General features: G+C 47.0%; 23 protein-coding genes. 18 read left to right on the top strand and 5 right to left on the bottom strand.

All coding sequences use genetic code 11. From position 1 onward, the window contains the following. Nucleotides 1-204 precede the first annotated feature (204 nt). Nucleotides 205-642: an Lrp/AsnC family transcriptional regulator gene (locus DW677_RS13375; protein WP_015552591.1), complete on the top strand. Its 438-nt coding sequence runs from the start codon at nucleotides 205-207 to the stop codon at nucleotides 640-642. A 147-nt stretch (nucleotides 643-789) separates the two neighbouring features. Here the strand turns inward: DW677_RS13375 and DW677_RS13370 are convergent, their stop codons facing one another. Next, the gene (locus DW677_RS13370) at nucleotides 790-1764 is read right to left on the bottom strand and encodes an AEC family transporter (RefSeq protein ID WP_165859991.1); all 975 of its coding nucleotides are present in this window, start codon (nucleotides 1762-1764) and stop codon (nucleotides 790-792) included. Nucleotides 1765-1956: 192 nt separating this feature from the next. Here DW677_RS13370 and DW677_RS13365 point away from each other — a divergent pair, with 192 nt between their 5' ends. The 6 genes from DW677_RS13365 (at nucleotide 1957) to dusB (ending at nucleotide 6754) form a co-directional block, all read left to right on the top strand. Then, on the top strand, nucleotides 1957-2742 hold the full coding sequence (locus DW677_RS13365) for an N-acetylmuramoyl-L-alanine amidase (protein WP_117470042.1): 786 nt from the start codon (nucleotides 1957-1959) through the stop codon (nucleotides 2740-2742). A 181-nt stretch (nucleotides 2743-2923) separates the two neighbouring features. Then, on the top strand, nucleotides 2924-3562 hold the full coding sequence (locus DW677_RS13360) for a cytidylate kinase-like family protein (RefSeq protein WP_015552589.1): 639 nt from the start codon (nucleotides 2924-2926) through the stop codon (nucleotides 3560-3562). Nucleotides 3563-3749: 187 nt separating this feature from the next. Further along, nucleotides 3750-4400 (top strand): HAD family phosphatase, encoded by a 651-nt coding sequence (locus DW677_RS13355; RefSeq protein WP_117567572.1) that lies wholly within the window; start codon nucleotides 3750-3752, stop codon nucleotides 4398-4400. Nucleotides 4401-4548: 148 nt separating this feature from the next. Then, on the top strand, nucleotides 4549-4920 hold the full coding sequence (locus tag DW677_RS13350; RefSeq protein ID WP_117470040.1) for a DUF6145 family protein: 372 nt from the start codon (nucleotides 4549-4551) through the stop codon (nucleotides 4918-4920). A gap of 95 nt (nucleotides 4921-5015) precedes the next feature. Beyond that, nucleotides 5016-5798 carry a hypothetical protein gene (locus DW677_RS13345; RefSeq protein ID WP_181968361.1) on the top strand — a complete coding sequence of 261 codons (783 nt, stop codon included), beginning with the start codon at nucleotides 5016-5018 and terminating at the stop codon, nucleotides 5796-5798. Then, nucleotides 5795-6754: a tRNA dihydrouridine synthase DusB gene (gene dusB / locus DW677_RS13340; protein ID WP_117567571.1), complete on the top strand. Its 960-nt coding sequence runs from the start codon at nucleotides 5795-5797 to the stop codon at nucleotides 6752-6754. Before DW677_RS13345 ends, dusB begins: the two co-directional genes overlap by 4 nt. Nucleotides 6755-6873: 119 nt before the next feature. Here the strand turns inward: dusB and DW677_RS13335 are convergent, their stop codons facing one another. Together DW677_RS13335 and DW677_RS13330 are read right to left on the bottom strand one after the other, a co-directional pair. Next, the gene (locus DW677_RS13335; protein ID WP_117567570.1) at nucleotides 6874-8271 is read right to left on the bottom strand and encodes an ATP-binding protein; all 1398 of its coding nucleotides are present in this window, start codon (nucleotides 8269-8271) and stop codon (nucleotides 6874-6876) included. 617 nt (nucleotides 8272-8888) lie between these two features. Next, complete coding sequence (locus DW677_RS13330; protein ID WP_117514877.1) at nucleotides 8889-9560, bottom strand: GntR family transcriptional regulator; 672 nt, start codon at nucleotides 9558-9560, stop codon at nucleotides 8889-8891. 284 nt (nucleotides 9561-9844) lie between these two features. Here DW677_RS13330 and pepD point away from each other — a divergent pair, with 284 nt between their 5' ends. The 5 genes from pepD (at nucleotide 9845) to DW677_RS13305 (ending at nucleotide 16622) form a co-directional block, all read left to right on the top strand. Then, nucleotides 9845-11308: a beta-Ala-His dipeptidase gene (gene pepD / locus DW677_RS13325; RefSeq protein ID WP_117514875.1), complete on the top strand. Its 1464-nt coding sequence runs from the start codon at nucleotides 9845-9847 to the stop codon at nucleotides 11306-11308. A 55-nt stretch (nucleotides 11309-11363) separates the two neighbouring features. Next, on the top strand, nucleotides 11364-12569 hold the full coding sequence (locus DW677_RS13320; RefSeq protein WP_117514873.1) for a DUF3798 domain-containing protein: 1206 nt from the start codon (nucleotides 11364-11366) through the stop codon (nucleotides 12567-12569). A gap of 129 nt (nucleotides 12570-12698) precedes the next feature. Further along, nucleotides 12699-14288 carry a sugar ABC transporter ATP-binding protein gene (locus tag DW677_RS13315; RefSeq protein WP_117514871.1) on the top strand — a complete coding sequence of 530 codons (1590 nt, stop codon included), beginning with the start codon at nucleotides 12699-12701 and terminating at the stop codon, nucleotides 14286-14288. Continuing rightward, entirely contained in the window at nucleotides 14281-15321 is a 1041-nt protein-coding gene (locus DW677_RS13310; protein WP_117514869.1) for an ABC transporter permease, read from the top strand. The genes DW677_RS13315 and DW677_RS13310 overlap by 8 nt, the downstream gene beginning before the upstream one ends. Next, nucleotides 15318-16622, top strand: a complete 1305-nt coding sequence (locus DW677_RS13305; RefSeq protein ID WP_117514867.1) for an ABC transporter permease — start codon at nucleotides 15318-15320, stop codon at nucleotides 16620-16622. Before DW677_RS13310 ends, DW677_RS13305 begins: the two co-directional genes overlap by 4 nt. Nucleotides 16623-16719: 97 nt before the next feature. On the opposite strand, the gene DW677_RS13300 is transcribed toward DW677_RS13305, so the two are convergent. Continuing rightward, entirely contained in the window at nucleotides 16720-17391 is a 672-nt protein-coding gene (locus DW677_RS13300; protein WP_117567569.1) for a GntR family transcriptional regulator, read from the bottom strand. A 296-nt stretch (nucleotides 17392-17687) separates the two neighbouring features. Between DW677_RS13300 and DW677_RS13295 the strand changes: the two genes are divergently transcribed. From DW677_RS13295 to DW677_RS13270, 6 genes are all read left to right on the top strand, one after another. Further along, a complete protein-coding gene (locus tag DW677_RS13295) occupies nucleotides 17688-18722 on the top strand; it encodes a zinc-binding alcohol dehydrogenase family protein (RefSeq protein ID WP_021905262.1) in 1035 nt (344 codons plus the stop codon). A gap of 111 nt (nucleotides 18723-18833) precedes the next feature. Beyond that, a complete protein-coding gene (locus DW677_RS13290; protein WP_117567568.1) occupies nucleotides 18834-19937 on the top strand; it encodes a C4-dicarboxylate TRAP transporter substrate-binding protein in 1104 nt (367 codons plus the stop codon). Nucleotides 19938-20022: 85 nt separating this feature from the next. Continuing rightward, the gene (locus tag DW677_RS13285; RefSeq protein WP_021905264.1) at nucleotides 20023-20532 is read left to right on the top strand and encodes a TRAP transporter small permease; all 510 of its coding nucleotides are present in this window, start codon (nucleotides 20023-20025) and stop codon (nucleotides 20530-20532) included. Further along, on the top strand, nucleotides 20525-21811 hold the full coding sequence (locus DW677_RS13280; RefSeq protein WP_021905265.1) for a TRAP transporter large permease: 1287 nt from the start codon (nucleotides 20525-20527) through the stop codon (nucleotides 21809-21811). Before DW677_RS13285 ends, DW677_RS13280 begins: the two co-directional genes overlap by 8 nt. 97 nt (nucleotides 21812-21908) lie before the next feature. Then, a complete protein-coding gene (locus DW677_RS13275; RefSeq protein ID WP_117567567.1) occupies nucleotides 21909-23408 on the top strand; it encodes a tagaturonate reductase in 1500 nt (499 codons plus the stop codon). 7 nt (nucleotides 23409-23415) lie between these two features. Beyond that, entirely contained in the window at nucleotides 23416-24894 is a 1479-nt protein-coding gene (locus DW677_RS13270; protein WP_117567566.1) for an altronate dehydratase family protein, read from the top strand. 346 nt (nucleotides 24895-25240) lie between these two features. On the opposite strand, the gene DW677_RS13265 is transcribed toward DW677_RS13270, so the two are convergent. Then, the coding region (locus tag DW677_RS13265) for an RNA-guided endonuclease TnpB family protein (RefSeq protein ID WP_117567565.1) at nucleotides 25241-25681 on the bottom strand (441 nt) is incomplete at its 5' end.

Genomic DNA, 25681 nt, shown 5'->3' with positions numbered 1-25681 from the left:
CCTTTAAAACAGTGCTGGATCCGTGAAAATACGGTCGGGCAGCATAGATAAAACATGAACGCAGGAATCGTTTGGTGGTCTGGATATCACAGATGTCTGCCGTAGGGATGCGGCGCGGCTGAACGGTTATCTGTATATAGATAAGGAGTTCCGGGCATATGACACAGCTAAATATACTTGAAAACCGGAACAAAGGAGATAATTATGGATCATATTGACAGGGAGATTCTGCAGATCCTGCAGCATAACGCGAGAGCGTCCTTGAAAATGATCGCGGAGAAGACATTCCTTTCTTCCCCGGCGGTTTCAGCAAGAATTGAAAAACTGGAAAAAGATGGAATCATCACATCCTACCAGGCACAGATCGATCCGATGAAGCTTGGATATCACATCCTCGCCTTCATCAACCTCAACGTGCTTCCGGAGGACAAGCAGAAATTCTATAACTACGCGGAAGGAATCCCGAACATCTTAGAGTGCAGCAGCGTTACCGGAGAATACTCCGTGATCATGAAGGTTGCCTTCGAGAGCACAATGCAGCTCGATAGCTTCCTCGGCCAGCTCCAGAAGTTCGGCAAGACCAGTACCCAGGTGGTATTCGCCACCCATGTAGGTCCACGAGGCGTGCAGGTACAGGAATAGGAATACATACGAAAAATAAAAAGGACATCTGAACGAGAGATACGAGGGTATTTCTGGTTCAGATGTCCTTTTTGCTGCAAAAACAGCGTTTTTTAATCTGCCGCAGGAATTTCCAACCAATTGTTGGATGGCCTGAGGCAGAGATATTTATAAGATCGCAACCAATGCCGACACGATCGGGATCGAGATCATGGACAGCAGAGTGGAGATACAGATCCCTTTCGACACCAGGGTGACATCTTGGTTGTATTCCATACAGAGCATGGACACGTTTCCAGCAATAGGGCAGCCGGAGAGGATCGTGGAGATCTCCAATAATGTACGGTCTTTGATAAAGAATCTCAGGACGAAAAAGGTGATCATCGGGAGAACCAGGAGCTTCAGGAAGGAGAAGAGATACAATTCCTTATCGGTAAACACCGTGGAAAACTTCACTCCGGCCAGAGTGGAACCGATGACGATCATCGCAAGCGGTGTTGTTGTGACACCAATGGTAGAAAACAGGCTGACCGCATGCTGCGGGAGGCGGATATCGAGAAGATAAATGCCGATGGCGAGGAATGCGGAGAGGATCCCGGGGGAGAGAAGCCTTTTGACGTTGAACCCGGAGGATTTCTGAGAACCGCTGTTTTCTGGAGCGGCAGCCTGCACTTCAGAAACAGCAGCCGCAGCAGTATTTTTTGCGTCATCTTTTGACAGCAGATACACTCCGTAACTAAAAAGACTCAGGTTAAATGTCATCATGAAGATCGAAACATGCAGCACATACTCCCCACCGTAAATCGTGGAGATGATCGGGATTCCCATGAATCCCAGGTTGCTGTAGTTTAACATGAGTTCATATGTCGTGTTCCAGCGGATGGTCTTCTGAATAAAGTGGCAGATCACATGGGCCACCAGGAAGATGGAGACCGCCGCCACAAAGATCGGCAGCATCTCCCGGTCATGGGCCATATCAGATCCCGTGACTGCGTTTAAGATCGTCGCGGGCAGGGAGATATTGACGATAAACCGGGAGACCTTCGACTCAAAAGTCTTATCGATCACGCCGGATCGGTTGGCGAGATAGCCGGTGAGCATTAAGAGAAAGAGACTCACCATCTGGTTGAATACGATTAACATGGTGTAAAGAGATCCTTTCGTGTGATTGCCAGGGAAAGTTTTAAGACATGGATGGCGCAGGTCTGATGATACGGGAATATGATAAGGTATCCGATCATTCATTCAAAAAATCGCTGTGGGTATCCAGACAGCGCAGATTTTGGACTCAATGATTGTATCATATCATAAAATTTATGAAAAAGGAGAATAATTTTGGCAAAGCAGAACAGTGTCATCATTGATCCGGGTCACGGCGGGAGTGATCCGGGGGCGGTATATGGGAACAGACGGGAGAAGGACGATACGCTGGCGTTGTCTTATGATATCGGAAATGCCCTGGAACGCCGGGGGGTCCGGGTGGAGTACACGAGAGTCGGCGATGTATACAACAGTCCATATGAGAAGGCGCAGATCGGGAACAGCTCCACGGCGGATCTGTTTTTGTCGATCCATCGGAATGCCATGGCGGTGCCGGGGTCTGCTTCCGGAACTCTGAGCCTGATCTTTGGGAGAGGTGGCGATGCGGAGACATTTGCGGAGAATATCAACAAAAAGCTTGCGGCGGTGGGCTGGAACGACCTTGGAATCAGTGAGAGGCCGAATCTTGTGGTCCTCAGGGATACAGCACTTCCGGCGGTTCTTGTGGAAGTTGGATTTATCGACAATGAGAAGGACAATGACTTCTTCGATGAGAACATGAGCCGGACCGCGGATGCCATCGCGGATGGGATCGTGCAGACATTTGCGGAGCTGGAAAAGCAGACGGCAGGCGAGGAGATGCCGGGCTTTTATATGGTTCAGACCGGGATCTATCGGGTAAGAGCCAACGCGGAGAGGGAAGTGGAGCACCTGAAATCCCAGGGATTCCCTGCGTTTATGACGTTTAAGGACGGACTTTATTATGTCCGCGCCGGGGCATTCCGGAATATGGAAAATGCAGTGCGGCAGGAGCAGGAACTTCGAAAGCTGGGATATCCGACATTGCTTGTAAAGACATGAGTTATATGCCTGTATTTTGTAATTGTGAAACTTACGAAGGAGCTGAAAAACAGCGAAAATATTATAAAAAAGACTTAAAATTTCAAACTATATATGGTAAAATACAGATAGAATAAAAAGCATTCCCATGATTTTTCCAGGTACATCTGCCGAGAGGCGGGAGGGGAAGAAGGAGGCATTTATGGCGGAGAATAAGAAATTTGTGATCACGGTCGGAAGACAGTATGGAAGCGGCGGAGCGGAGATGGCGAAACGTCTCGGCGAGCGCCTTGGACTTCATGTTTACGATAAGGAGATCTTAAAGATGACCTCCGAGGAGAGCGGGATCCGCGAGAGCTATTTCCACCTTGCCGATGAAAAAGCCGGAAATAAGCTGTTATACCGGATCATCCACTCTCTGATTCCGGAAAACGGAACCCCGTCTCTGGGATCTGACCTGATCTCATCTGACAACCTGTTCCGGTTCCAGTCATCGGTCATCCGGAAACTGGCTCAGGAAGAATCCTGTATTATTATCGGCCGCTGCGCCGACTATGTCCTCGACGGAACTGAAAACCTTGTCCGGCTCTTTGTGTATGCGGAGATCGAGGAGAGGATCAACAAAGTCCGTGAGAAAGGATACTTCCCGGAGGAAGATATCTTAAAGAATATTAAGCGGATCGACCGGGAGCGCCGCGACTATTACCGCTACTATACCGGAAAGAGCTGGGAGAATCTTGAGAACTATGATCTGATGATCAACACCACGAAACTTTCCTACGATGATATGGTGGAGTGCGTGGTAGACTACCTGAAAATGCGCGGGATTCTTGCAAAATAGAGGGAAATACGATAGAATATAGGCGGCTTACACTTAAGCCGCCTTTTCTGTATTATGGGGAGTCGGATTAAGATCCTTATGATAAAACAATTTAAACCAGTAAAATTCGCTGTGCGTCATTCCTGACTGGAACGAGAGCGAGAAAAACACAGAAACTATTTTGTCAGGTCATTAGAAAGGAATACACATGAAAATCACACGCCCGATCCGCGCAGTCCTCTTTGATATGGACGGTGTTATGGTAGACAGTGAATTTGTATACATGAAATATCTGCTGGAATTCGCGAGAGAGAAGAATCCGGCGGTCACAATGGAAGATATCAACCCGATGGTGGGCCGCAGCAGGCAGGATAGCTGGATGGTCATGGAGCGGGCCGTAGACAACGGTGAGATCTGGGAAACACTGATCAAAGAGTGGGCCGAAAGAGACATTTACAGCCGGATCGATTATCGGAAGATCTTCCGCCCGGAGATGAAGACCACAGTGCAGGAATTAAAGCGCCGCGGCTATACAGTCGCGCTGGTATCCTCCACAGGTCCGAAGCTGATCTCGAGGATCGTGGAGGAGGTGGGCATGCGCCCGGAATTTGACCTGATCGTCAGTGGAAAGCAGTTTAAACAGAGCAAACCGAATCCGGAGATCTACCACTATACAGCGGATACTCTGGGAATCCGTGAGGATGAGTGCTTTGTCGTGGAAGATTCCACTGTGGGGATCGAGGCTGCATACCGGGCCGGAATGTCGATCGCTGGACTCAAAGATGACCGGTTCGGGTTCGATCAGAGCAAGGCGGATTACCATATTGATTCGATATCTGATATTTTAAAATACCTGTAATTTTTTCTAAAGCAGTTAAACTTCAAAAATGCTGAAACCATGGACAGGTTATATAAAATAAAGAATTAAATATGCATTAGAACTTAGATAACGAATCAATAAAGAGAAAAATCACACGATATAACAGGAAACGGAGCAAACATATATCATGGCAGAAAACAACAATAAACAGGAAAACATCATTCTCTGCGGTGCAAACTCATACCAGCAGAAATATTACTTCAACGAGAAATTCAAACTTCTCCCGGAAAACATCAAAAAGGAACTGCAGATCATGTGCGTTCTCTTCACCGAGGACGTAGGCGGCATTCTCTTCCTTGAATTTACCCCGGAAGGAAACCTCGAGTTCCGCGTGGAGGCGGAGGACCAGGATTATCTCTTCGATGAGATCGGCAGCGGCCTTAAGATCCGCCAGTACCAGAGAGAAAAGAAAGAACTTTTAGAATCCCTGGAGTTATTCTACCGCGTGGTATTTCTCGGCGGCAAGCTGGAAGACCAGCTGGAAAAAGAGGGAGAATAAAATTTGTTTTTGCTTTTGAATCCCCACAGCAACTGTTAATGGTTGGTTTTACTGATGGAGAAGCGAAAAAAATATCCCGTATCGGAGGACACGGTATGAGAAGAATGGATCGAAAAAACAGAATAAATAAGATCAGAAACAATACAGAATGTCTGAATCATAAAAACGCGTGGAAAGATATGAAGACAGCGGTTATCAAGACTGTCGGCGCCGCGCTTTTCGGCATAACAGTTCTGGGTGCTGCGAGAATGACTCCCTATGCTTTCAACATTGGTCCGGGCATGGAGGATCACGATATCATATATTATCGGGAGCAGCCGGAAAACAACCCGGCCTACAACAACGGCTGGACTTCCAATGTCGGCCCCGGAGCGTCCGGTTCCAATCCGGGCGGCGGACTCGACAGCGAGAAAGATTACGTGTACTCGAAAGGCCCGGGAAACGAGGCGGCACAGCAGTACGCAAAAACAGAAAACAGCACGATCTACATCCACAATACCTACCGCGGCGGCAGCTGGAGACAGCGGGCTGACGGGAAATGGGCCTTATATAAGCCGGACGGAAATCCGGTCTCGAGTCAGTGGGGCTATGTAGATGGAAAGACATATCTGTTGGATATGTATGGAATCATGCAGACCGGCTGGCAGAATGTCAATGGAAACTGGTACTATTTAAACAGCAAAGGAGCTATGCAGACGGGCTGGCTCTTGAAAGAAGGAAAATATTATTTCCTGAACACGGACGGAACGATGGCATACGGATGGGTCAACTCTCAGGGCAGCTGGTATTACTTCCAGAAACCAGACGGAGACATGTTAACCAACGCTTATGCGCCGGACGGACGGTACGTAAACGCAGAGGGAGTTTTGATTCAATGACGTTAAAAATCGGAAATGTGGAACTTGAAAACAATGTGATCCTCGCCCCGATGGCGGGCGTGACGGACATGCCGTACCGGATCCTCTGCAGGGAGCAGGGAGCAGGTCTGGTGTGCATGGAGATGGTGAGCGCGAAGGCGATCCTCTACAAGAATAAAAATACTCAGGAGCTCTTAAAGGTGGATGAGCGGGAGCGTCCCGTGTCCCTGCAGCTTTTTGGCTCTGATCCGGATATTGTAGCGGATATCGCGGCGAGCCTGGAGGATGGTCCATACGATATTTTCGATATCAACATGGGCTGCCCGGTGCCGAAGATCGTTAAGAATGGTGAAGGCTCTGCCCTTATGAGAAATCCGAAGCTGGTGGAGGAAATCCTCACGAAACTCGTGAAAGCGGTGAAAAAGCCGGTGACTGTGAAATTCCGCAAGGGCTTTGACGATACCTGCATCAACGCCGTGGAGATCGCAAAGATCGCCGAGAGTGCCGGTGTGGCGGCGGTGGCTGTCCATGGTAGAACGAGAGAGCAGTATTACTCTGGAAAAGCTGACTGGAATATCATCCGCGAGGTCAAAAAAGCTGTGAAGATCCCGGTAATCGGAAACGGAGATGTCTTTACACCGCAGGATGCGAAGCGCCTTGTGGAGGGGACGGGCTGTGACGGGATCATGGTGGCCCGGGGTGCGAAGGGAAATCCGTGGATCTTTAAGCAGATCACCCACTATCTCGAAACGGGCGAGCTTCTCCCGAGACCTTCCGTGGAGGAACTGAAAGCCATGATCCTGCGGCATGGCCAGATGATGATGGAGTTTAAAGGCGAGCTGGCGGGAATGCGGGAGATGCGGAAGCACGTCGCCTGGTATACCGCCGGGTATCCGAATTCTGCGGCATTAAGAAATGAGATCAATTCGGTTGCGACACTGGAGGAGCTGACGGAGTTGATCGGGACGAGACTATAAGAAATATCAAAGGGAGATCCGAAGGATAACGGATCTCCCTTTATTCTTGCGTAACAGGGAATTCTGTGAAATTCCCTGTTACAAAAAAGGCACATTCTATAAAAAATGGGGTGATTTGCCTATTGACAACTGCCATAGATATCTGAATAGGAGACGAGAGTCACGTTTCCGAGTTTTTCGGCCATTTCCGTACATCCACTTGTAAAACCGTTTTTCGAAAACAGAAACAGATGTGTGGAGTTGTAGTGGAAAAGCTGGCTTCGATGGACAAGAAGCTCGAGAACACCGAAATCAACGAGATCGTTTGTCCATTTGCATTCGCAAAACAAGGCTGTATTCTTGTCCTGTTCTCCCATGATGTCGATTTCTGTTTGCGCATGTGTGGCTGGATCAGTTCCCCACCAACGCCCAAGCTCCTTGAAGAAAACAGGAGATTTTCCATTTAAGAGCAGCTGCCATAAATATTGGGTGCAGATATCTTCAAAGATTTTTCCCATATAGTCGGAAAGCTGAGGTCTGATCCTCTGATAGGCCAGATCAGATGCGCCGCGGACGATCAGGGAGGCATTATCAGGAATAAACCGGTACCAGAAGCGGAACATGTTGTCCTCAACCGTGTAAATTGTTTTTTTGGAGTTCTTTTCCCCGTAAGGTGTTTCGCGGTGAATTAGTCCCAGAGAGATCAGATTTTTTAAATAAGCAGTACAGGTGCTGCTGTTTTCGCCGACTTTTGTGCTGATTTCCGATAGCTTGGAAGCACCGGAAGCAATCGCTGAGATAATTGCGTTATATAGCGATGGTTCGCGTACTTCCTGTTTGAGAAGATTTTCAGGTTCCTCGAAGAGGGCGGAGGATGAATTTAAAAATGTATTTTTTATGTTTTCATCAACACTCATGGAATCATCCATCTGAAGAAGATATTGCGGGGTTCCACCGGCAATCCCGTAAATCAGGGCACAGTCAGATGGAGAAAAATTTCTGAAATAGCGGCATGTTTCAAAAAAGTTAAAGGGTAAGATCTTAAACTGTGCGGTTCGTCGCCCGTACAGGGGGGCTTTATATGCCAGCACATGATCCTCCATATAAGACATGGAGGAACCGCAGAGGATCAGCATGAGTTTTGAGCGATCTTTATATTGGTCGATTAACAGCTGGAGTACAGAAGAAAAGCTTTTTGATGATCGTGCAACATAAGGATATTCATCAATAACAAGGATGATCCGTTCCTGTTCTGAACGTCTAAAAACATACTCTAATGCTGACTGGAAGGTAAGAAAGACAGATTCAGCAGGATTACGACTGTCTGATTCCAGAATACTTCTGCTAAAGTTTTCAAGGTTCTGCTTTGCGTTGCTTTCAATTCCCATAAAATAAATAGAATTTTTATCTTTAATAAAATGGCTGAGCAATGCGGTTTTTCCAACCCGGCGTCGTCCGTAGACAACTGCAAATTCAAATTTATCCGATCGATATAGTTTTTCAAGAGAGGATAGCTCTCTTTCTCTTCCAATGAACATGATTTCACCTCCGGCCATATATGAGTTTAGTAAAAACAGATTTGCGTGTGCATCAAAATGTTCTTGCACACAAACCAACGCAGGATTGAATGGTTACATCTCAATTATAGATGATAAAAATAATCCAGTCAAATACAAAATAGTCATTTATGATTTACTTATGTATGATTGAGTCAAATATAAAAAATTATACATAGATATCATTTGTATATTTAGGCAACAGGAATGTTGCTCAATGCTTTGAATTTTAAATGAAAAAAATATGAGACTTTTTGTGTTTGTGACAAGAGTATCCACGTTCCTTGAAAGGTAGCGACAGTCAAGCACAGAATGCCATGAACGGAGCGGTGGGAAGACTGCGTAAGCAGGATTCTTGTAACCGCAAAAAGAAGGTCAGCATCTTAAGACACTGACCTGATAATAGTGGGCTTATAATCTTAACACAAACAAACCACTCTTTTAGAGGTGGAAAATGATTTATGAAAATGATAAGCAAAAGTATATACTTGCACGAAACCTGGGTGTCAATAGTGCCACACAGACAAAAATGTATAAACGCCTGCCAGCTTAGGGTAAATAAAAGAATAGAACCTCAGTCTGCAAAAACGTCTGTGAGTTTAGAATGTCATCATCCCTACGTTATTCGTAAACACGAGGTTAAAAGCAGCTTTCTTTGATTCCTGAATATGAATCCGCATCTTTTCCGCAGCTTCTTCCCAGTTTTTCTGAATACAGGGTGTAATGATCGCTAGGTGTTCTTTAAAAGTTTCCTCCAGGCGGGAAACCGAACAATCTCCTGTCATATGACGGAAACGGATATCCTGGGTGCTGATCAGATTGTAATTCTGGTGGATATAAATATTTGGGCAGGAATGGATAATCATGGAGTGAAAATCGGTATCGAGATCATAGTAGTAATCTTTTTTCTCAGCGAAGTTTTCATTGATTTTTGTATTACAGAAAATATTATAAAACTCTGCCAGTTTCTTCTCCGGCATCAGGGAACCGTAATTTAAGATCACATAGGGCTCGTAGAGCATGCGCATCTCGAAGATCATGTTGATATCGTTAATGGAAAGTCCGGTGACCATAATTCCGCGCTTGGGGCGGATCTGTATGAGACCTTCCTGCTCCAGACGGCCTAAGGCATCCCGGACTGGCGTGCGGCTGAGGTTAAGATCCTCGGTGAGAAATTCCTCATTCAGAAATGTCCCAGGGGCATATTCGCAGGCGACGATCTTCTGGCGGATACTGTTATAGGCGAGAGTTTTCAGGTTTGTTTTTGCCATAGTATTGTACTCCTGTTTTGAGATGTATACATCAAATTCTATCATAGAATTACAGATAAAACAACAAAAGAATGAAAGAAAGATAGACTTGTGAATATTATACAAAAACAAAAAATGAAATTAGATATATTCCACAAATTGTGTGACAAAAGCAGAATTAAATTGACAAAACACGGGCGAATACCCTATAATTTGATATATACAACAGCGGATACATAGATATATGTATGATAAATTCATGACAATATCGATTGATTAGTGAATGAAAGGGAGGTACATACCATATGGCTATGGCATCGTGTCTTGAAGGATTGGAACCGAAGCGTGTGCTTGAAATTTTTAGCGATCTCTGCCAGATCCCGCACGGTTCTAAAAACGAAAAGGCAATCAGTGATTACATCTACAATTTCGCAAAGAACTTAAACCTTGAATGCTATCAGGATCAGGCGAACAACCTCATTATCAAGAAGCCGGCATCCCCGGGATATGAGAACGCGCCGACCGTGATCCTGCAGGCGCATATGGATATGGTGTGCGAGAAGAACGCCGATGTGGTTCATGATTTCAAAAAAGATCCGATTCACATCCTGCGTGACGGCGATAGGATTCATGCGGACGGAACAACGCTCGGTGCGGATGATGCGACCGGCGTGGCATTCGCAATGTGTGTCCTGGAAGATGAATCGATCGTTCATCCGAATCTGGAAGTCATCCTGACAACTGATGAGGAAGCTGGAATGAGCGGCATCCAGGCACTCGACTTTTCGAAGATCCAGGGTCGTGTGATTATCAATCTGGATTGCAGCGATGAAGGAATTGTTGTAGGATGTGCCGGATCTGCGGTGGTCCGCTTCGATCTCAAGGAAGAGAGAGAAACGGTAAATGCAGACGAGGAGACCGTAAAGCTCCGTGTACAGGGATTAAAGGGTGGTCACAGTGGTCTGGATATCACGAAGGAGCGCGGAAATGCTAATGTCCTTCTCACAAGAATTCTCGCGTCAGCCGAAGACAGGACCGGAACGAAACTTGTAACCATAACAGGCGGTTTACAGAATAATGCAATCTGCCGTGAGGCAGAGGCGGCTGTAACGATTGCAAAGGAAAAAAAAGCTGAACTTCAGGATCTGGTCCAGGAATGGCAGAAGATCTTAAAGAAGGAATTCAAGATCAGCGATCCGGATGTGAAGGTGGTTCTGGATGAGGCAGAAAAAGCGGAGACCCGCTTTACTGCAGAAGGTTCCGCAAAGATCATCGACTTTATGATGAGCCTCGACAGCGGTGTGATCGCGATGAACATGGAAGTTCCGGGTGTTGCGGAGACAAGCGGAAACGTAGGAACGATCGTCACAGACAATGACACAGTTACTGTCCGTGTATGCTACAGAAGCGGACTCAACAGCAAGAAAGAATACACGATTGAAAAGAGCAGACGTCTCGCGAGAATGGCACATGCCGGATTTGCGGTAGAATCCAGTTCTTCCGAGTGGGAGTATAAATCAGACAGCCGCTTAAGCGCCCTGATCCAGCGAATCTATTTAAAACGCTATGGGCAGCCTATCAAGGTTGAGGTCTCCCACGGCGGAAATGAGTGCGGTACATTCTTCAAACATTTCCCGGATGCAGATATTGTCTGCACAGGAACGCAGATCATCGGACCTCATACCCCGAACGAGAGCGTCATGGTTAGCATCATCCAGAAAGAATGGGAAATGCTCCAGCTTGAGTTAAAAGGAATGCTGGAATACTAAAGAGAATTAAAATGCTTATCATTTTAAATAAACACGAAAAGAGGAGGAACAAAGAATGAAAAAAGCATTAGCAGTGATCATGGCGGCAGCTATGACAGTATCCCTCGCAGGATGTGGCGGATCATCATCCACAACAGCAACAACGACAGAAGCACAGGCAGATACAACAGCGGTAGCTGCAGAGTCCGGCTCCGGTGAGACAGAGGCAGCACAGGGAGATTTCAAGATTGGTATCATCACAGCTACCGTATCCCAGTCTGAGGAAGAGTATCGTGCAGCTGAGTCCGTAAAGGAAAAATACGGCGACATGATCATTCACCAGACATTCCCGGATAAAGCGGCAAGTGAGCAGGAGACAACGATCTCCATCGCACTTTCCATGGCAGCAGATCCGGATGTAAAGGCGATCATCTGCAACACCGCAATGGAAGGTACCGCAGCAGCTATGGAGAAGGTAAAAGAGAAACGTCCTGACATTCTCCTTTTAGCAGGCGTTCCGAGTGAAGCTCCGGACGTTATCTGTGAAGCAGCTGACCTTGTATTTCACCCGGATGTAGCTGAGATGGGAACACAGGTTGCAGAGGCAGCGGCAGAGATGGGGGCAAAAACACTTGTTCATTACTCCTTCCCGCGTCATATGGCACAGCCGTTAAACATTGCAAGACATGACAACATGAAAGCAAAATGTGAGGAACTCGGAATCCAGTTCGTAGATGGTACTTCCCCGGATCCGATGAGTGATGCAGGCATCGCAGCAACACAGCAGTACATCCTCGAGGATGTTCCGCGTAAGGTTGCAGAGTACGGCGCAGACACAGCATTCTTCGGAACAAACGCAGGTCAGCAGGAGCCAATGTGTAAAGCTGTTTTTGAGTCCAAGGCTATCTACCCGATGCCGGATAACCCAAGCGTATTCTACGCATTTCCGGGTGCTCTTGGTATCGAAGTTCCGGAAGACAAGAAGGGCAGCGTTGACTACATGAGAGAACAGATCAGCGCGAAATTAGCTGAGAACGATATGACAGGTCGTATGGGTGCTTGGAGCGCTCCGATGCACACTATGTTCATCAACGGTGCTACAGAGTACGCAATCGCTTACTGTAACGGTGAGTTCACAGATAGAGCAGACCTTGATAAGTTCACAGAGATCTTCTCCGAGCTTGCAGGCGGCGAGGTAAGCGTTCGTCAGTACACAGATATCGAGACTGGCAAGAGCTACGACAATTTCTTCGTTGTATTAGGTAAGTTCATTAAATTCTAATAAAATAAGAAAAAACGGAACTGTATGAAAACAGATCGTTACGGAATGGGTGCTGCAGTTTTGCAGCACCCGTTCTTTTAAAAACACATGACACAAATATAGGAAATTACACAAGAAAGAGGGTTGAATATGTCCAGAGAAGCGCTCCTTCATTTTAAAAATATTAAAAAAAGCTTTTCAGGAAATGTAGTTCTGGATGGCGTCGACTTTGAAATTTATCCGGGACAGGTAATTGCTCTGGCAGGTGAAAACGGCGCGGGAAAATCCACGCTGATGAACATCCTTTTCGGTATGAGCGTAATTCGAGAGACAGGCGGCTACGAAGGCGAGATTATTTTTGAAGGAAAAACCGTCAAAGTACAATCCCCTGAAGATGCGATGGCTCTCGGAATCGGAATGGTTCATCAGGAATTTATGCTGCTTCCCGGTTTTACGGTTGCCCGCAACATTAAATTAAACAGAGAAAATCTGATTCCCACACCAATCAGCAAGGTGGCCGGAAAGAGCTACGAACTTCTTGACAACCATCAGATTGTTGTGGAGGCAGGCGAAGCCTTAAAACGCCTTGGAATGGAAATCAACCCGGAAACGACGGTAGACAAGCTTCCGGTTGGACATATGCAGTTTGTCGAGATCGCGAGAGAGATCGATAAAAAGAACTTAAAGCTTCTGGTACTTGACGAGCCGACGGCGGTTCTGACGGAGAGTGAGGCCGAAAAATTCCTCGAATGTATCCGGTCTGTAGCCGACAGCGGGATTGCCGTTATCTTCATCAGCCACCGTCTGGACGAGGTTATGAAGCTCGCGGACGATGTGGTCATTCTGAGAGATGGTCAGCTGGTATTTAAGGAAAAGACAAAGAACACGAACAAAAATGAAATCGCGGAGATGATGGTTGGACGAAAACTGGAAGCGGACAGCATGATCAATGTGAACCGCCAGTTCAAGGACGACTATATTCTGGAAGTAAAGAATTTCCGCGTCAATATGCCGGGTGAGAAGACAAAAGATGTCTCCTTCAAGGTAAGACGTGGAGAAATCTTCGGAATTGGCGGACTTGCAGGACATGGAAAGACAAGTATTTCCAACGGAATCTTCGGTATGTACCCGTCATCCGGTTCCGTGCTCTATAACGGCGAAGAGCTGAATTACAAGAAGACGGGCGAGGCATTAAACAAGGGAATGGCCTTCGTCTCAGAGGACAGAAAGGGTGTCGGACTTCTCCTCGACGAGTCCATCGCCATGAACATGGTCTATACGGACATGAAGGTAAACCGCAATTTCCTCAAAAAATTCGGATTCTTCAGCCAGTTTGATGAGAAAACGTCGGATGAAAAGGCAGAGGAGATGATTAAGGAGCTGTACATCCGTTGTACCGGTCCGGATCAGATCGTCGGAAGATTATCAGGCGGAAACCAGCAGAAGGTCTGCATGGCGAGAGCGTTGCTCTCAAAGCCGAAGCTCCTCTTTGTATCGGAGCCAACACGAGGAATCGATATCGGAGCAAAGCAGGTACTTTTAAATTATCTCGTAAAGATCAACAAAGAACTGGGAATTACGATCGTAATGACATCCAGTGAGTTAAATGAGCTTCGTTCCGTCTGCGACCGAATCGCGATCATCGGACAGGGCACAGTACAGGGAATTTTGAAACCGGATTCTCCAAATGTAGATTTTGCGTTATTGATGTCCGGAGAAGGAGGAGAGAACCATGACTGAGGTTAAAAACAGAATTCGGGCGTTCGGATTTCCGAGGATGATCATTCTGGCATTCCTTGCGCTTCTGATTGTTATGATGTTTATTTTGAATGTTCCGGTTCCGCTGACGATCTCACAGTGTATCGTCCGTGTGGGAATCAACGTGGTCCTTGCCCTCGCGATGGTGCCTGGAATCATGGCCGGTACGGGAATGAACTTTGCACTGCCGTTAGGCATTGAGTGCGGACTTTTAGCAGGTATGATCAGTCTTCAGTTCAACATGAAGGGTGTTCCGGGAATCTTCGCAGCGATGCTGATCTCCATTCCGTTTAGTGTCCTTGCGGGACTGGCATACAGCCAGTTGGTAAACCGCGTAAAGGGCAGTGAGATGATGGTATCCACTTACGTCGGTTTCTCCGTTGTTGCGTTAATGTGTATCGGCTGGCTGGTACTTCCGTTCAACAATGCGTCCATCGTATGGCCGATCGGTGACGGACTCCGTACAACGATCACTCTGGAAGAGTGGTATGATCGCGCGCTCAATAGGCTCTGGGCATTCTCTATCGGAGGAATCGATATTCCGGTGGGATTGATCCTTGTGATTGCGGTGTTCTGTATCCTTGTAAAACTGTTTATGAAGAGCCATTTGGGTCTCATGATGAAGGCAGCCGGATCCAACCCGAATTTCGCGAAGGCGAATGGTGTAAAGGTCGATTCTATGAGAACCATGGCAACGATCATCTCAACAATTCTCGGCGGCTTCGGAATCATCATCTATGCACAGGGGTTCGGTTTCTATCAGCTATACAACGCTCCGCTTATGATGGCGTTCCCGGCTATCGCCGCAGTTCTCATCGGAGGAGCAACGCCGAGCCGTGTAAGTGTATTTAATGTAGTTCTCGGAACAATTATGTTCCAGAGCATGCTTGCAATTGCGGTTCCTGTTGCAAACAGCCTGATTCCGGAAGGAAACTTATCGGAGGTTGTCAGAACGATCGTCAGCAACGGCATCATCCTGTATGCGTTATCTCAAATGCAAGGAGGAAAGAAATGATGGAGAGTAAACATAAAAACAGAACAGGGGCGCTGATCAAGAAGCTCCTGATCGATAATGTTGTTACAATTCTGTTTGTGGTGATCTGTATCGCCGGAATCATTTTAGCGAACCAGCCGTTGTCCTATGTTATCGGTGAAATTTCAACAAGACTGTTCAGAAACCTGATCCTGATCCTTGCACTTCTCGTCCCTGTATGGGCAGGCATGGGAATGAACTTCAGTATTGTTCTCGGCGCCATGGCAGCCCAGATTGGCATTATCGTATCAATCAATTTCTCCTTAAGCGGAGTTGCGGCTCTGATACTGGCATTTATCGTGAGCGTGCCGTTATCCTTATTCTTCGGAAATCTGATCGGACGTCTGTTTAACCGGACAAAAGGCCAGGAGATGATCACGGGTATGATCGTCGGGTTCTTCGCGAAAGGACTTTATGACCTCGTATTCATGTTCTTATGCGGACCGGTGATCCCGGTAAAGAACGAGACGCTGCTCCTGACAAACGGAATCGGACTTACAACACCGATCAACCTGGATTCCGCGACAAAGGGTGCCATCAATAAGATGTGGACGGTTTCTCTTGAGAAATTTTTATATGTGATCCTGATCATCACGATCGTTGTGCTTCTTATCAGCGCTCTTTTAAAGAGCAGAAAGAAGAAAGCAGCGGTGAACTGGAAAAAGCAGTATGGTCTGATCTCAGCAGTGATCGGTCTAATCGCATACCAGGTTCTTCTCATGTCATCTGAAACCGTAAAATTTGCCCTAAACTTTACAGATGTCCCGGTCGCAACAGGAATCCTGATTGCCATCGTCGGAGCTTACATCACATTCCTCTCAAAGACGAAGCTCGGCAGCGATATCAATGCGGTCGGACAGAACAGAAATATCGCGATCTCTATGGGAATCCCGGCAGATAAGATTCGTATCACGGCGATTATGATCTCTACGTTGCTTGCGGCTCTTGGCCAGCTGGTATTTATCCAGGATATCGGAAACTTTACAACATACACGGCACATGAGAACGTTGGTACCTTCTCTATCGCGGCCCTCTTAGTCGGAGGTGCCTCCATCAAGAAGGCGAACATTGGACATGCGATCCTCGGAGCATTACTGTTCCACACAATGTTCATCATCTCCCCGCTGGCAGGAAAGAACCTGTTCAACAACGCACAGTTAGGTGAGTATTTCCGAGTATTTGTCTGCTATGCAGTAATTGCAGTGGCACTTGCTTTACATGCGTGGAAGACAACGATGGCTAAGAAAGCGGAGGAAGAGAATACGGAAGAAGAGAAGGAATAAAGAAGAGAATTATAAAAATCCCGGCGTTTTGAGAAGCGCCGGGATTTTTTGCAGAAAAAAGCGATCCTTGCGGAAATGTACAGGACCGCATGAAAAGTTATACATTTAAGAATCCCGGATTGGACTTTGCAACAAGACGGAACGCGGAAGCTTTTGATTGTTCAAGGTGGTAGATGAGCTGCTCTTTTGCCTTTTCCCAGTCACCTTTCAGGCACGGTTCTACGATCGCCATGTGCTCCTTGAAAGTCGCCTCCAGGCGGAAATTCGAAACATTTCCTGTCATATATCGGAAACGCTCATTCTGCGTCTGGATCGTATCGTAGCTTCTGTTGATAAATTCATTCGGGCAGGCGGACATGATCAACGCATGGAAGCGATAATCGAGGTCATAGAAGGAATCCTTGTCCCGGTATATTTCTTTGTTAGGATCCCATTTCTTGAAAATATCATAGAATTCATTCAAAGCGGAGACGGAAAGATTTGCTCCGTAATGGGTCAGGACATACGGCTCATACATCATTCGGACTTCAAAGATCATATCAATGTCATTTAATGTCAGAGGACGAACGAGAATTCCGCATTTCGGGCGGATTTCCAGAAGACCTTCCTGTTCGAGACGTCCAAGCGCGTCCCGTACCGGGGTACGGCTCAGAGATAATTCAGTGGTAAGCTGTTCTTCATTCAAAAAAGTACCCGGCGTATATTGACAAGTGACGATCTTGGAACGGATCGTATTGTACGCCAGGGTTTTCAGGTTTATTTTAGGCATAATGGACTCCTGTCTTTTTCTTCTCAATAAAAAATATATAGATTCATACTAACACAAAACAAAATCGTTTTCAAGCAGATGTCGACGGTTTTTGCTAAAAACGTCAATTGGCGTTTTGCACAAGCCAAAAAGCTCGATTTTGTTGAAAAAGTCAAAAGTGGTGCAAATTTCTTAACACTTATTGACATTGGTGTAAAAAGTACTATAATCTGTTGTATACAACAAAGAATACAACAGATTTGATTTTGGAAAATTATACAGAAGGCAAAAATCGTAAAATCAAGGAGGAAACAACGATGAAAGCAATGTATATTGACGCACCGGGTCAGGTTTCTATTAAAGATGTAGAAATGCCGGTAAGAAAAGAAGGAGAAGTATTATTAAAGATCCTTTACGGTGGAATCTGCGGAAGCGATCTTGGTTCCTACCGTGGAACATTCGCATATTTTGATTATCCGAGAATCCCGGGCCACGAGTTCTCCGCTGAGGTTATCGAGGCAGATGAGAACAATGCTTACGGCATCAAGCCGGGAATGATCGTAACCTGCAATCCGTACTTCAACTGCGGACACTGCTATTCCTGCGAGCACGGAATCGTAAACGCATGTATGGACAACCAGACCATGGGATGTCAGAGAGACGGTGCTTTCCAGGAGTACATCACAATGCCGATCGAGCGTGTGTATGACGGTAAGGGAATGGACGCAAAGACACTTGCGGCAATTGAGCCGTTCTGCATCAGCTACCATGGTGTGAGCCGTGCAAACGTAAAAGAGGGAGACAAAGTTCTCGTAGTCGGCGCCGGTACCATCGGTGTTCTCGCAGCGATTGCAGCAAAAGCGAAGGGCGCTACTGTATACATCTCTGATGTATCCGCAGGTAAGCTTGAAATGGCGAAGGACTTCGGTGTTGACGGAACCTTATTAAATGATTCTCCGGAAAACTTCGAGAAAGGTGTTGCTGAGATCACAAACGGCAACGGCTTTGATGTAACGATCGAGGCAGTTGGTCTTCCGTCCACATTCCAGAACTGTATCGATGCCTGCTGCTTCGGTGGCCGCATGGTTCTGATCGGAGTCGGCAAGAAGAACCTTGACTTCAACTTCACACTGATCCAGAAGAAGGAATTAAATGTATTCGGTTCCAGAAACGCATTAAAGAAGGACTTCTTAGAGCTGATCGATATCGTGAACGCAGGCAAGGCACCGCTCCACAAGATCATCACAAATACATATGCGTTTGATGATGCTGCAAAGGCATTCGATGACTTTGCGCACAACCCGGGCGATATGTTAAAGGTTGTATTTGATTTTTCCAAGATTTCCAAATAATCAAAAATCATGAAGCTTTCCCCGGAAAACGGGGTGCGAGGTTTTCTGCCTGATGGGGATCGGGCAGAAGACCGGATAAATGTTTTTAAAACAAAAACGGAGGGAAACATTATGAAACTCAAAAAAGTTATGGCATTAACCATGGCAGGTGCTATGGCAGCAACAACACTTACCGCTTGCGGAAGCAGCTCTTCCACAACAGAGACAACAAAGGCAGCTGAGACAACAGCAGCCGCAGCAGCAGATACTACAGCAGCTTCAGCAGCAGATAACGGTTCTTCCGATGCTGAGACAGTTCTTCAGGTCGCTTTCGAGAACTCCATTTCCGAGCCGGTTGGACAGGGCTGGGAGAAAGCTCAGGAGATCATCAAAGAAAAATCCGGCGGCAAGATGGCAATCGAGATCTACCCGGATTCCCAGCTTGGTGATAAGTCTTCCTTAATCGACTCCATGCTTCTCGGCGAGAATGTCTGCACACTTGCAGACGGTGCTTTCTACGCTGACTACGGTGTACCGGATTTCGGTATCGTATTCGGACCGTTCCTGTTCGATTCCTGGGATCAGGTTTGGAAACTGGTTGATTCCGACTGGTACAAAGAGCAGTGTGACAAGCTTGAAGAAAAAGGCTTAAAGATCATCGCTTCCAACTGGATCTACGGTGAGAGACATACTCTTACAAACGTTCCGGTCAACACAGTTGATGACTTAAAGGGATTAAAGATCCGTGTTCCGTCCAACGAGATCCAGTCCAAGGGCTTCGATGTACTTGGCGCAACATCCACAGGTATGGCACTCGGAGATGTTTATCAGGCTCTTCAGACAAAGACCATCGACGGTGCTGAGAACCCGCTCGCAACTTTGTACGGCAGAAAGCTTCACGAGGTTGCTAAATACTTAATCCTTGACGGACATGTAAAGAACTTCACAACATGGGTTGTATCCGCTGACTGGTTCAACAGCCTTCCGGAAGAGCAGCAGACATGGTTACTTGAGACAGCAGAAGAAGCTGGTGAGTACAACAACGAAGTACAGCAGGCTGCTGACGCTGAGTACCTTCAGAAGATGAAAGACGAAGGCGTAACTGTTGTTGAGCCGTCCGAGGAAGTTCTTGCCGGATTCAAGGAGAAAGCACAGCCGTTCTATGAGATGGGTGCTGACTTTGGCTGGAGCGATGGCCTCTATGACACAGTTAAAAAGGCTATGGGTGCTGAATAATCCATTTTGCAGTAAATGCATAAAGTAACTGTTCCCGGCGGATCTGTCCGCCGGGGCAGTTTCCCTGATAGGAGTCTGAAAATCTATGGAGAAGAAAGAAAATAAAGCTTCAGCGATCCTGATGAACATTGACATCGTTGTCGCTTCCATTATTCTTGCGATCCTGATCGTCCTGACATTCCTCGGCGTTGTATGGAGATATATCTTCAACGCACCATTTACATGGCTTGAGGAGGTTCAGACCTCATGTATGGTCTGGATTGTATTTGCAGGCGCAGGCGCGGCATTCCGCTCCGGCAACCATGTTGCGATCGAGATGATCGTGGACCTGATGCCGAAGAGCATGCAGAAGATCATGGAAATCCTGATTTCCATCGTAGTTGTAGTCGTAATCGGATATCTGTTCATGCAGAGTATCGGTTTCATCCAGGTGTTCGTAAAGAGCGGACGTTCCACCAGTATGTTAAAAATTCCGTATTCCTGGGTATACGGTATCGCGATCGTATCCTATTTTGATATGATCATCAGCTATTTCTACGCCCTGTTCCACGGCGTAAAATCTGAGGCAAAGGAGGCAGCAAGCAGCAATGAGTAATGTGTTAATGTTATCTGCAATTGTGATGCTGGTTCTTCTTTTCTTCAAGGTTCCGGTATTTATCGCTGTCCTCGGCGGTTCCATGGTTTACTTTGTAATGAACCCGGGAATCAATACCGTTATCTTTGCCCAGCAGGCAATCATTGGTACTGAGAAAATTTCTCTTATGGCGATCCCGTTCTTCGTTTGTGCCGGTATCTTCATGAACTACACCGGTGTTACAAAGAGAATCATGGATTTCTGTGAGGTTGTAACAGGACGTCTTCCTGGCGGTCTCGCACAGGTAAACGTACTTTTATCCACCGTTATGGGCGGACTTTCCGGATCCAACATCGCCGATGCAGCGATGGAGTCTAAAATGATGGTTCCGGAGATGACAAAGAAGGGCTTCTCTCTGGAGTTTTCCAGCGTTGTAACAGCCGCTTCCTCCATGATCACACCGCTGATCCCGCCGGGAATCGCGATGATCCTTTACGGATGTATCGCGAACGTTTCCATCGGTAAGCTGTTCATTTCCGGCTTCGGTGTCGGAGGTCTTCTCTGCGTTTCTATGATGATCCTCGTAGGAGTGATCTCCAAGAAACGTGGCTATGGTCTTTTAACAACAGAAAAATTAACCTGGTCCAAATTCTGGACTGCTTTAAAACCGGCGATCCTGCCGCTGCTTCTTCCGATCATCATCATCGGTGGTATCCGTATCGGTATCTTTACAGCTACCGAGGCAGGAGCTGTAGCGATCCTCTACGCTGCATTCCTTGGTTTTATCTACCATGAGATGCACATCAAGGATATGATCCAGGGCTTAAAGGAGACTGTCTGCACGACGGCTTCCATCATGCTCATCGTATCCGCTGCGTCTGTATTCTCCTGGATCCTTACAAAAGAGAGAATCCCGCAGGCGCTGACTGCATGGATGCTTGCTAACATCCACAGCAAATATGTATTCCTGATCGTTGTAAACATCTTCTTACTGATCGTTGGTATGTTCATCGAAGGTAACGCTTCCATGATCATCCTGGTTCCGCTTCTTGCACCGATCGCTGCACAGTACGGAATCAACGAGATCCAGTTCGCAATGATCTACATCTTCAATAACGCCATCGGCGCATTATCACCGCCTATGGGAACCCTGATGTTCGTAACCTGCTCTATTACAAAGTGTAAGACCGCGGCATTCATCAAAGAAGCAGTACCGTTCTACATTCTGCTTATTATCAACCTGATGCTCCTTACCTGGGTCGAGCCGTTTACCACATTCCTTGTAAATCTGTTCTATTAGGGTAAACTTGCTGCCAGATGGGGATCGGTATGATGCCCCGTCTGGCAGTTTTGATTTATATACCATGAATTCTTTTATATGAAGAAAGGAAATTATTATGGAACGCTTAAATTATGATGTTCTCAAAAAATCTGGCTATGATGGATATGTATTAAAAGACGCGCCGGAGAAAGTTCTCCAGTTCGGTGAAGGAAACTTCCTTCGTGCTTTCGTAGATTACTGGTTCGACCTTGCAAATGAGAAGGCAGGCTGGAATGGAAAGTGCTGTCTGGTACAGCCGATCGCTCCGGGTCTTGCAAAGATGATCAACGAGCAGGAAGGTCTCTACACACTGTACCTCCGCGGAAGCGAGAACGGACAGAAGGTAGACGCTAAGAGAGTGATCTCCAGCGTAAACCGCTGCTTAAATCCATATGAGAAAGAGGATTACGAGAAGATGATGGAGGTTGCTGCAAGCGACGACCTTGAGATCATCGTTTCCAACACAACAGAGGCCGGTATCCAGTATGATCCGTCCTGCAAACAGGATGACTGCCCGCCGTCCAGCTTCCCGGCAAAATTAACTCAGGTTCTCTATCATCGTTACAAAGCAGGAAAGAAAGGTATCATCATGCTTGCCTGCGAGCTGATCGACAATAACGGTAAAGAGCTCTTAAAGTGCGTAAACCAGTACATCGAGCAGTGGGGACTTGAGGACGGATTCAAGAAGTACGTAAATGAAGACTGCACATTCTGCGGTTCCTTAGTAGACCGTATCGTTCCGGGCCGTATCAAAGACGCAAACGAAGTTGCTGAGCTTGAGCAGAAGAACGGCTACGCTGACCCGCTTACAGATGTCGGCGAGGTATTCGGCGTCTGGGTCATCGAAGGCGATGAGAAGTTAAACGACATTCTTCCGTTCAAGAAAGCAGGACTTCTTGACAAAGTATTCGTAACACCGGATATGAGCCCGTACAAGAAGAGAAAAGTTAGAATCTTAAACGGCGCTCACACAGGTTTCGTACTCGGCGCTTACCTTGCAGGAGAGAATATCGTTCGTGACTGCATGCATGACGAGGTTATCAAGGGCTTCATGAACAAGATGCTCTACGAGGAGGTTATCCCGACACTCCCGCTTGACAAGAACGACTTAATGCAGTTCGCGTCCGCAGTACAGGATCGTTTCAACAACCCGTTCGTTGACCATGAGTTAATGAGCATTTCCTTAAACTCCACATCTAAGTGGAAAGCAAGAAATATGCCGTCCTTCCTTGAGTACATCAAAGAGACGGGTAAGCTTCCGGAGTGCCTGACCATGTCCTTAGCGGCTTATATCGCATTCTACAGCAATGACATTCAGGCTCTGACAGACGCAGGACTTGTTTGCAAACGTCCGGCTGGCAACGAGTACACGGTAAGTGATGACAGATGGGCTCTTGAGTTCTACTATGCTCACAAGGACGACTCCGCAGAGGCTCTTGTAAACGCAGTTCTCACTAACGAGAAGATGTGGGATCAGGATCTCACAAAGATCGCTGGTCTTGAGGAGAAAGTTGTCGCTGACCTTAAGAAGATTCGCACGGAAGGAGCAAAGGCTGCATTTGCAAGCTGCCTTTAATTAACATATGAAAGTAATTCAGATTTCCAAACTGGATAATGTTGCGGTCGCTCTTCACCCGATCAAAAAGGGTGAGGAGGTCACTGCCGGCGGTATCACAGTGACAGCCCTTGAGGACATCCCACAGGGCCACAAGATCGCGTTAAAACCGATCAAAAACGGTGAGAACATTATCAAATACGGCTTTGCCATCGGTCATGCGACAGCAGACGCAGAGGCCGGTGCATGGATGCACACCCACAACGTTAAGACAAATCTGGAAGGAGAGATGGAGTATACCTATACTCCGTCCCTCAACTTCCCGGAAAAAGTGGAGCCGGAGACCTTTATGGGATTCCGCAGAAAAGACGGCCGCGCGGCGATCCGCAATGAGATCTGGATCATTCCGACTGTTGGCTGTGTCAATGATATCGCAAAGAAAATGGTCCACGATAATCAGGACCTTGTGAAGGGTACCATCGACGGACTCTATACATTTCCGCATCCGTTCGGCTGCAGCCAGACAGGCGCAGATCATGCACAGACAAGAAAGCTTTTGGCAGCCCTTGTCCGTCATCCGAATGCGGCCGCGGTCCTCGTATTAGGACTTGGCTGTGAGAACCTGACCCACGAGCAGTTCCTGGAAGAGCTTGGCGATTACGACCATGATCGTGTAAAATTCCTGACCTGTCAGGAAGTGGATGATGAGTTTGAGGCAGGAAGAAAGCTTCTTGAGGAATGTTCCGCATACGCGGCGCAGTTTGAGAGAGAGCCGATCCCGGTCAGTGAGCTTGTTGTCGGCATGAAGTGCGGAGGCTCCGACGGACTTTCCGGCATCACCGCAAACCCGACTGTCGGACGTTTCAGCGATATGATGGCAGCCAGAGGCGGTTCTACTGTGCTTACAGAGGTTCCGGAGATGTTCGGAGCGGAAGGTTTCTTAATGAACCGCTGTGTAAATAAAGAAGTATTCGACAAAGCCGTCAACATGATCAACGGCTTTAAGAACTACTTCATCAGCCACCACGAGGTCGTATACGACAACCCGAGCCCAGGAAACAAGCAGGGCGGTATCACTACCCTTGAGGATAAATCCTGCGGATGTGTCCAGAAGGGCGGTACAGCCCCGATCATGGACGTTATCGGCTACGGTGATCCTGTTGTCACAAAGGGACTTAATATGCTTTACGGACCAGGCAATGATCTGGTATCTGCAACAGCCATGACGGCTGCCGGAGCGCACATGATCCTGTTCACAACAGGTCGCGGAACACCGTTTGGTGCACCGGCTCCGACCTTAAAACTGGCGACAAACAGCCAGCTTGCGGAGAGAAAGAAAGGCTGGATCGACTTCGATGCCGGTCCGATCGCTGACGGCGAGACCATTGATGATGCTGCGAAGAGACTTCTGCAGCTTGTGATCGAGGTTGCCGGCGGAAAACAGACAAAAGCCGAGGAGAAAGGCTTCCGCGAGATCTCCATTTTTAAAGACGGTGTTGTGCTGTAATAACAGCTTCACAATTTTTTATGTTTCCCTTATAGAGACACCTGTTTCTGGTCAGAGATGACCGGAAGCGGGTGTCTTTTGTAATATAGGAAATTCCGTGGAATTCATTTTACGGAGCATCCGAAAAAGCCGCTTGCGGCAGGTTCTGTGGGCGTCCGCGTGGGATCGTCCTATAGTGACATACTCCCTCCACTTAGCTAACACTTGAAGTGGGGGCTTCTCGTTCGATTGCCCTATTGGGCAAAGCATAGGCGAGCTATCCCCGTGTGTCCCACGGTTCTGTTATTACGAGCGGGACTGTTTCGTATCTACGCAGTCCCGAACAAAATCTACGTTTTGGAGGAGATCAGGAAATTTTTCTTTCTGTTTCAAGTTCAACTCCCAATATTCTCAATCCTTCCCTGCAAATATTGATAGCTGCATTCTCATCACGGTTCATCTGATTTCCGCAGGTGCAGCTATAGATACGTTCTTCCAGTTTCAATTCCTTTTTGAGTTTTCCGCAGCAGCTGCAGATTTTTGAACTGGGATACCACTTATCAATACGAACCATTTTCTTACCGGCACGTTCTAATTTGTAGGAAAGAAAATCAGTAAACATTCCCCATCCATTATCATGAACACTCGTTCCAAACCTTGAATCCTGGCTCATTTCTTTCATGTTCAAAGATTCTATGCACACAAGATCGTAAAAATTGGTTATCTTTCTGGATTCCTTGTGCAGATAATCTTTCCGCTGATGTGCAATATGAGCATGGAGTCTGGCTATTTTCTTTTTCTGTTTCAT

This window comes from Clostridium sp. AM25-23AC (assembly GCF_003435125.1).
Classification (GTDB): Bacteria; Bacillota; Clostridia; order Lachnospirales; family Lachnospiraceae; genus Pilosibacter; species Pilosibacter fragilis.
This window is presented reverse-complemented; position numbering and strand designations above follow the sequence as displayed.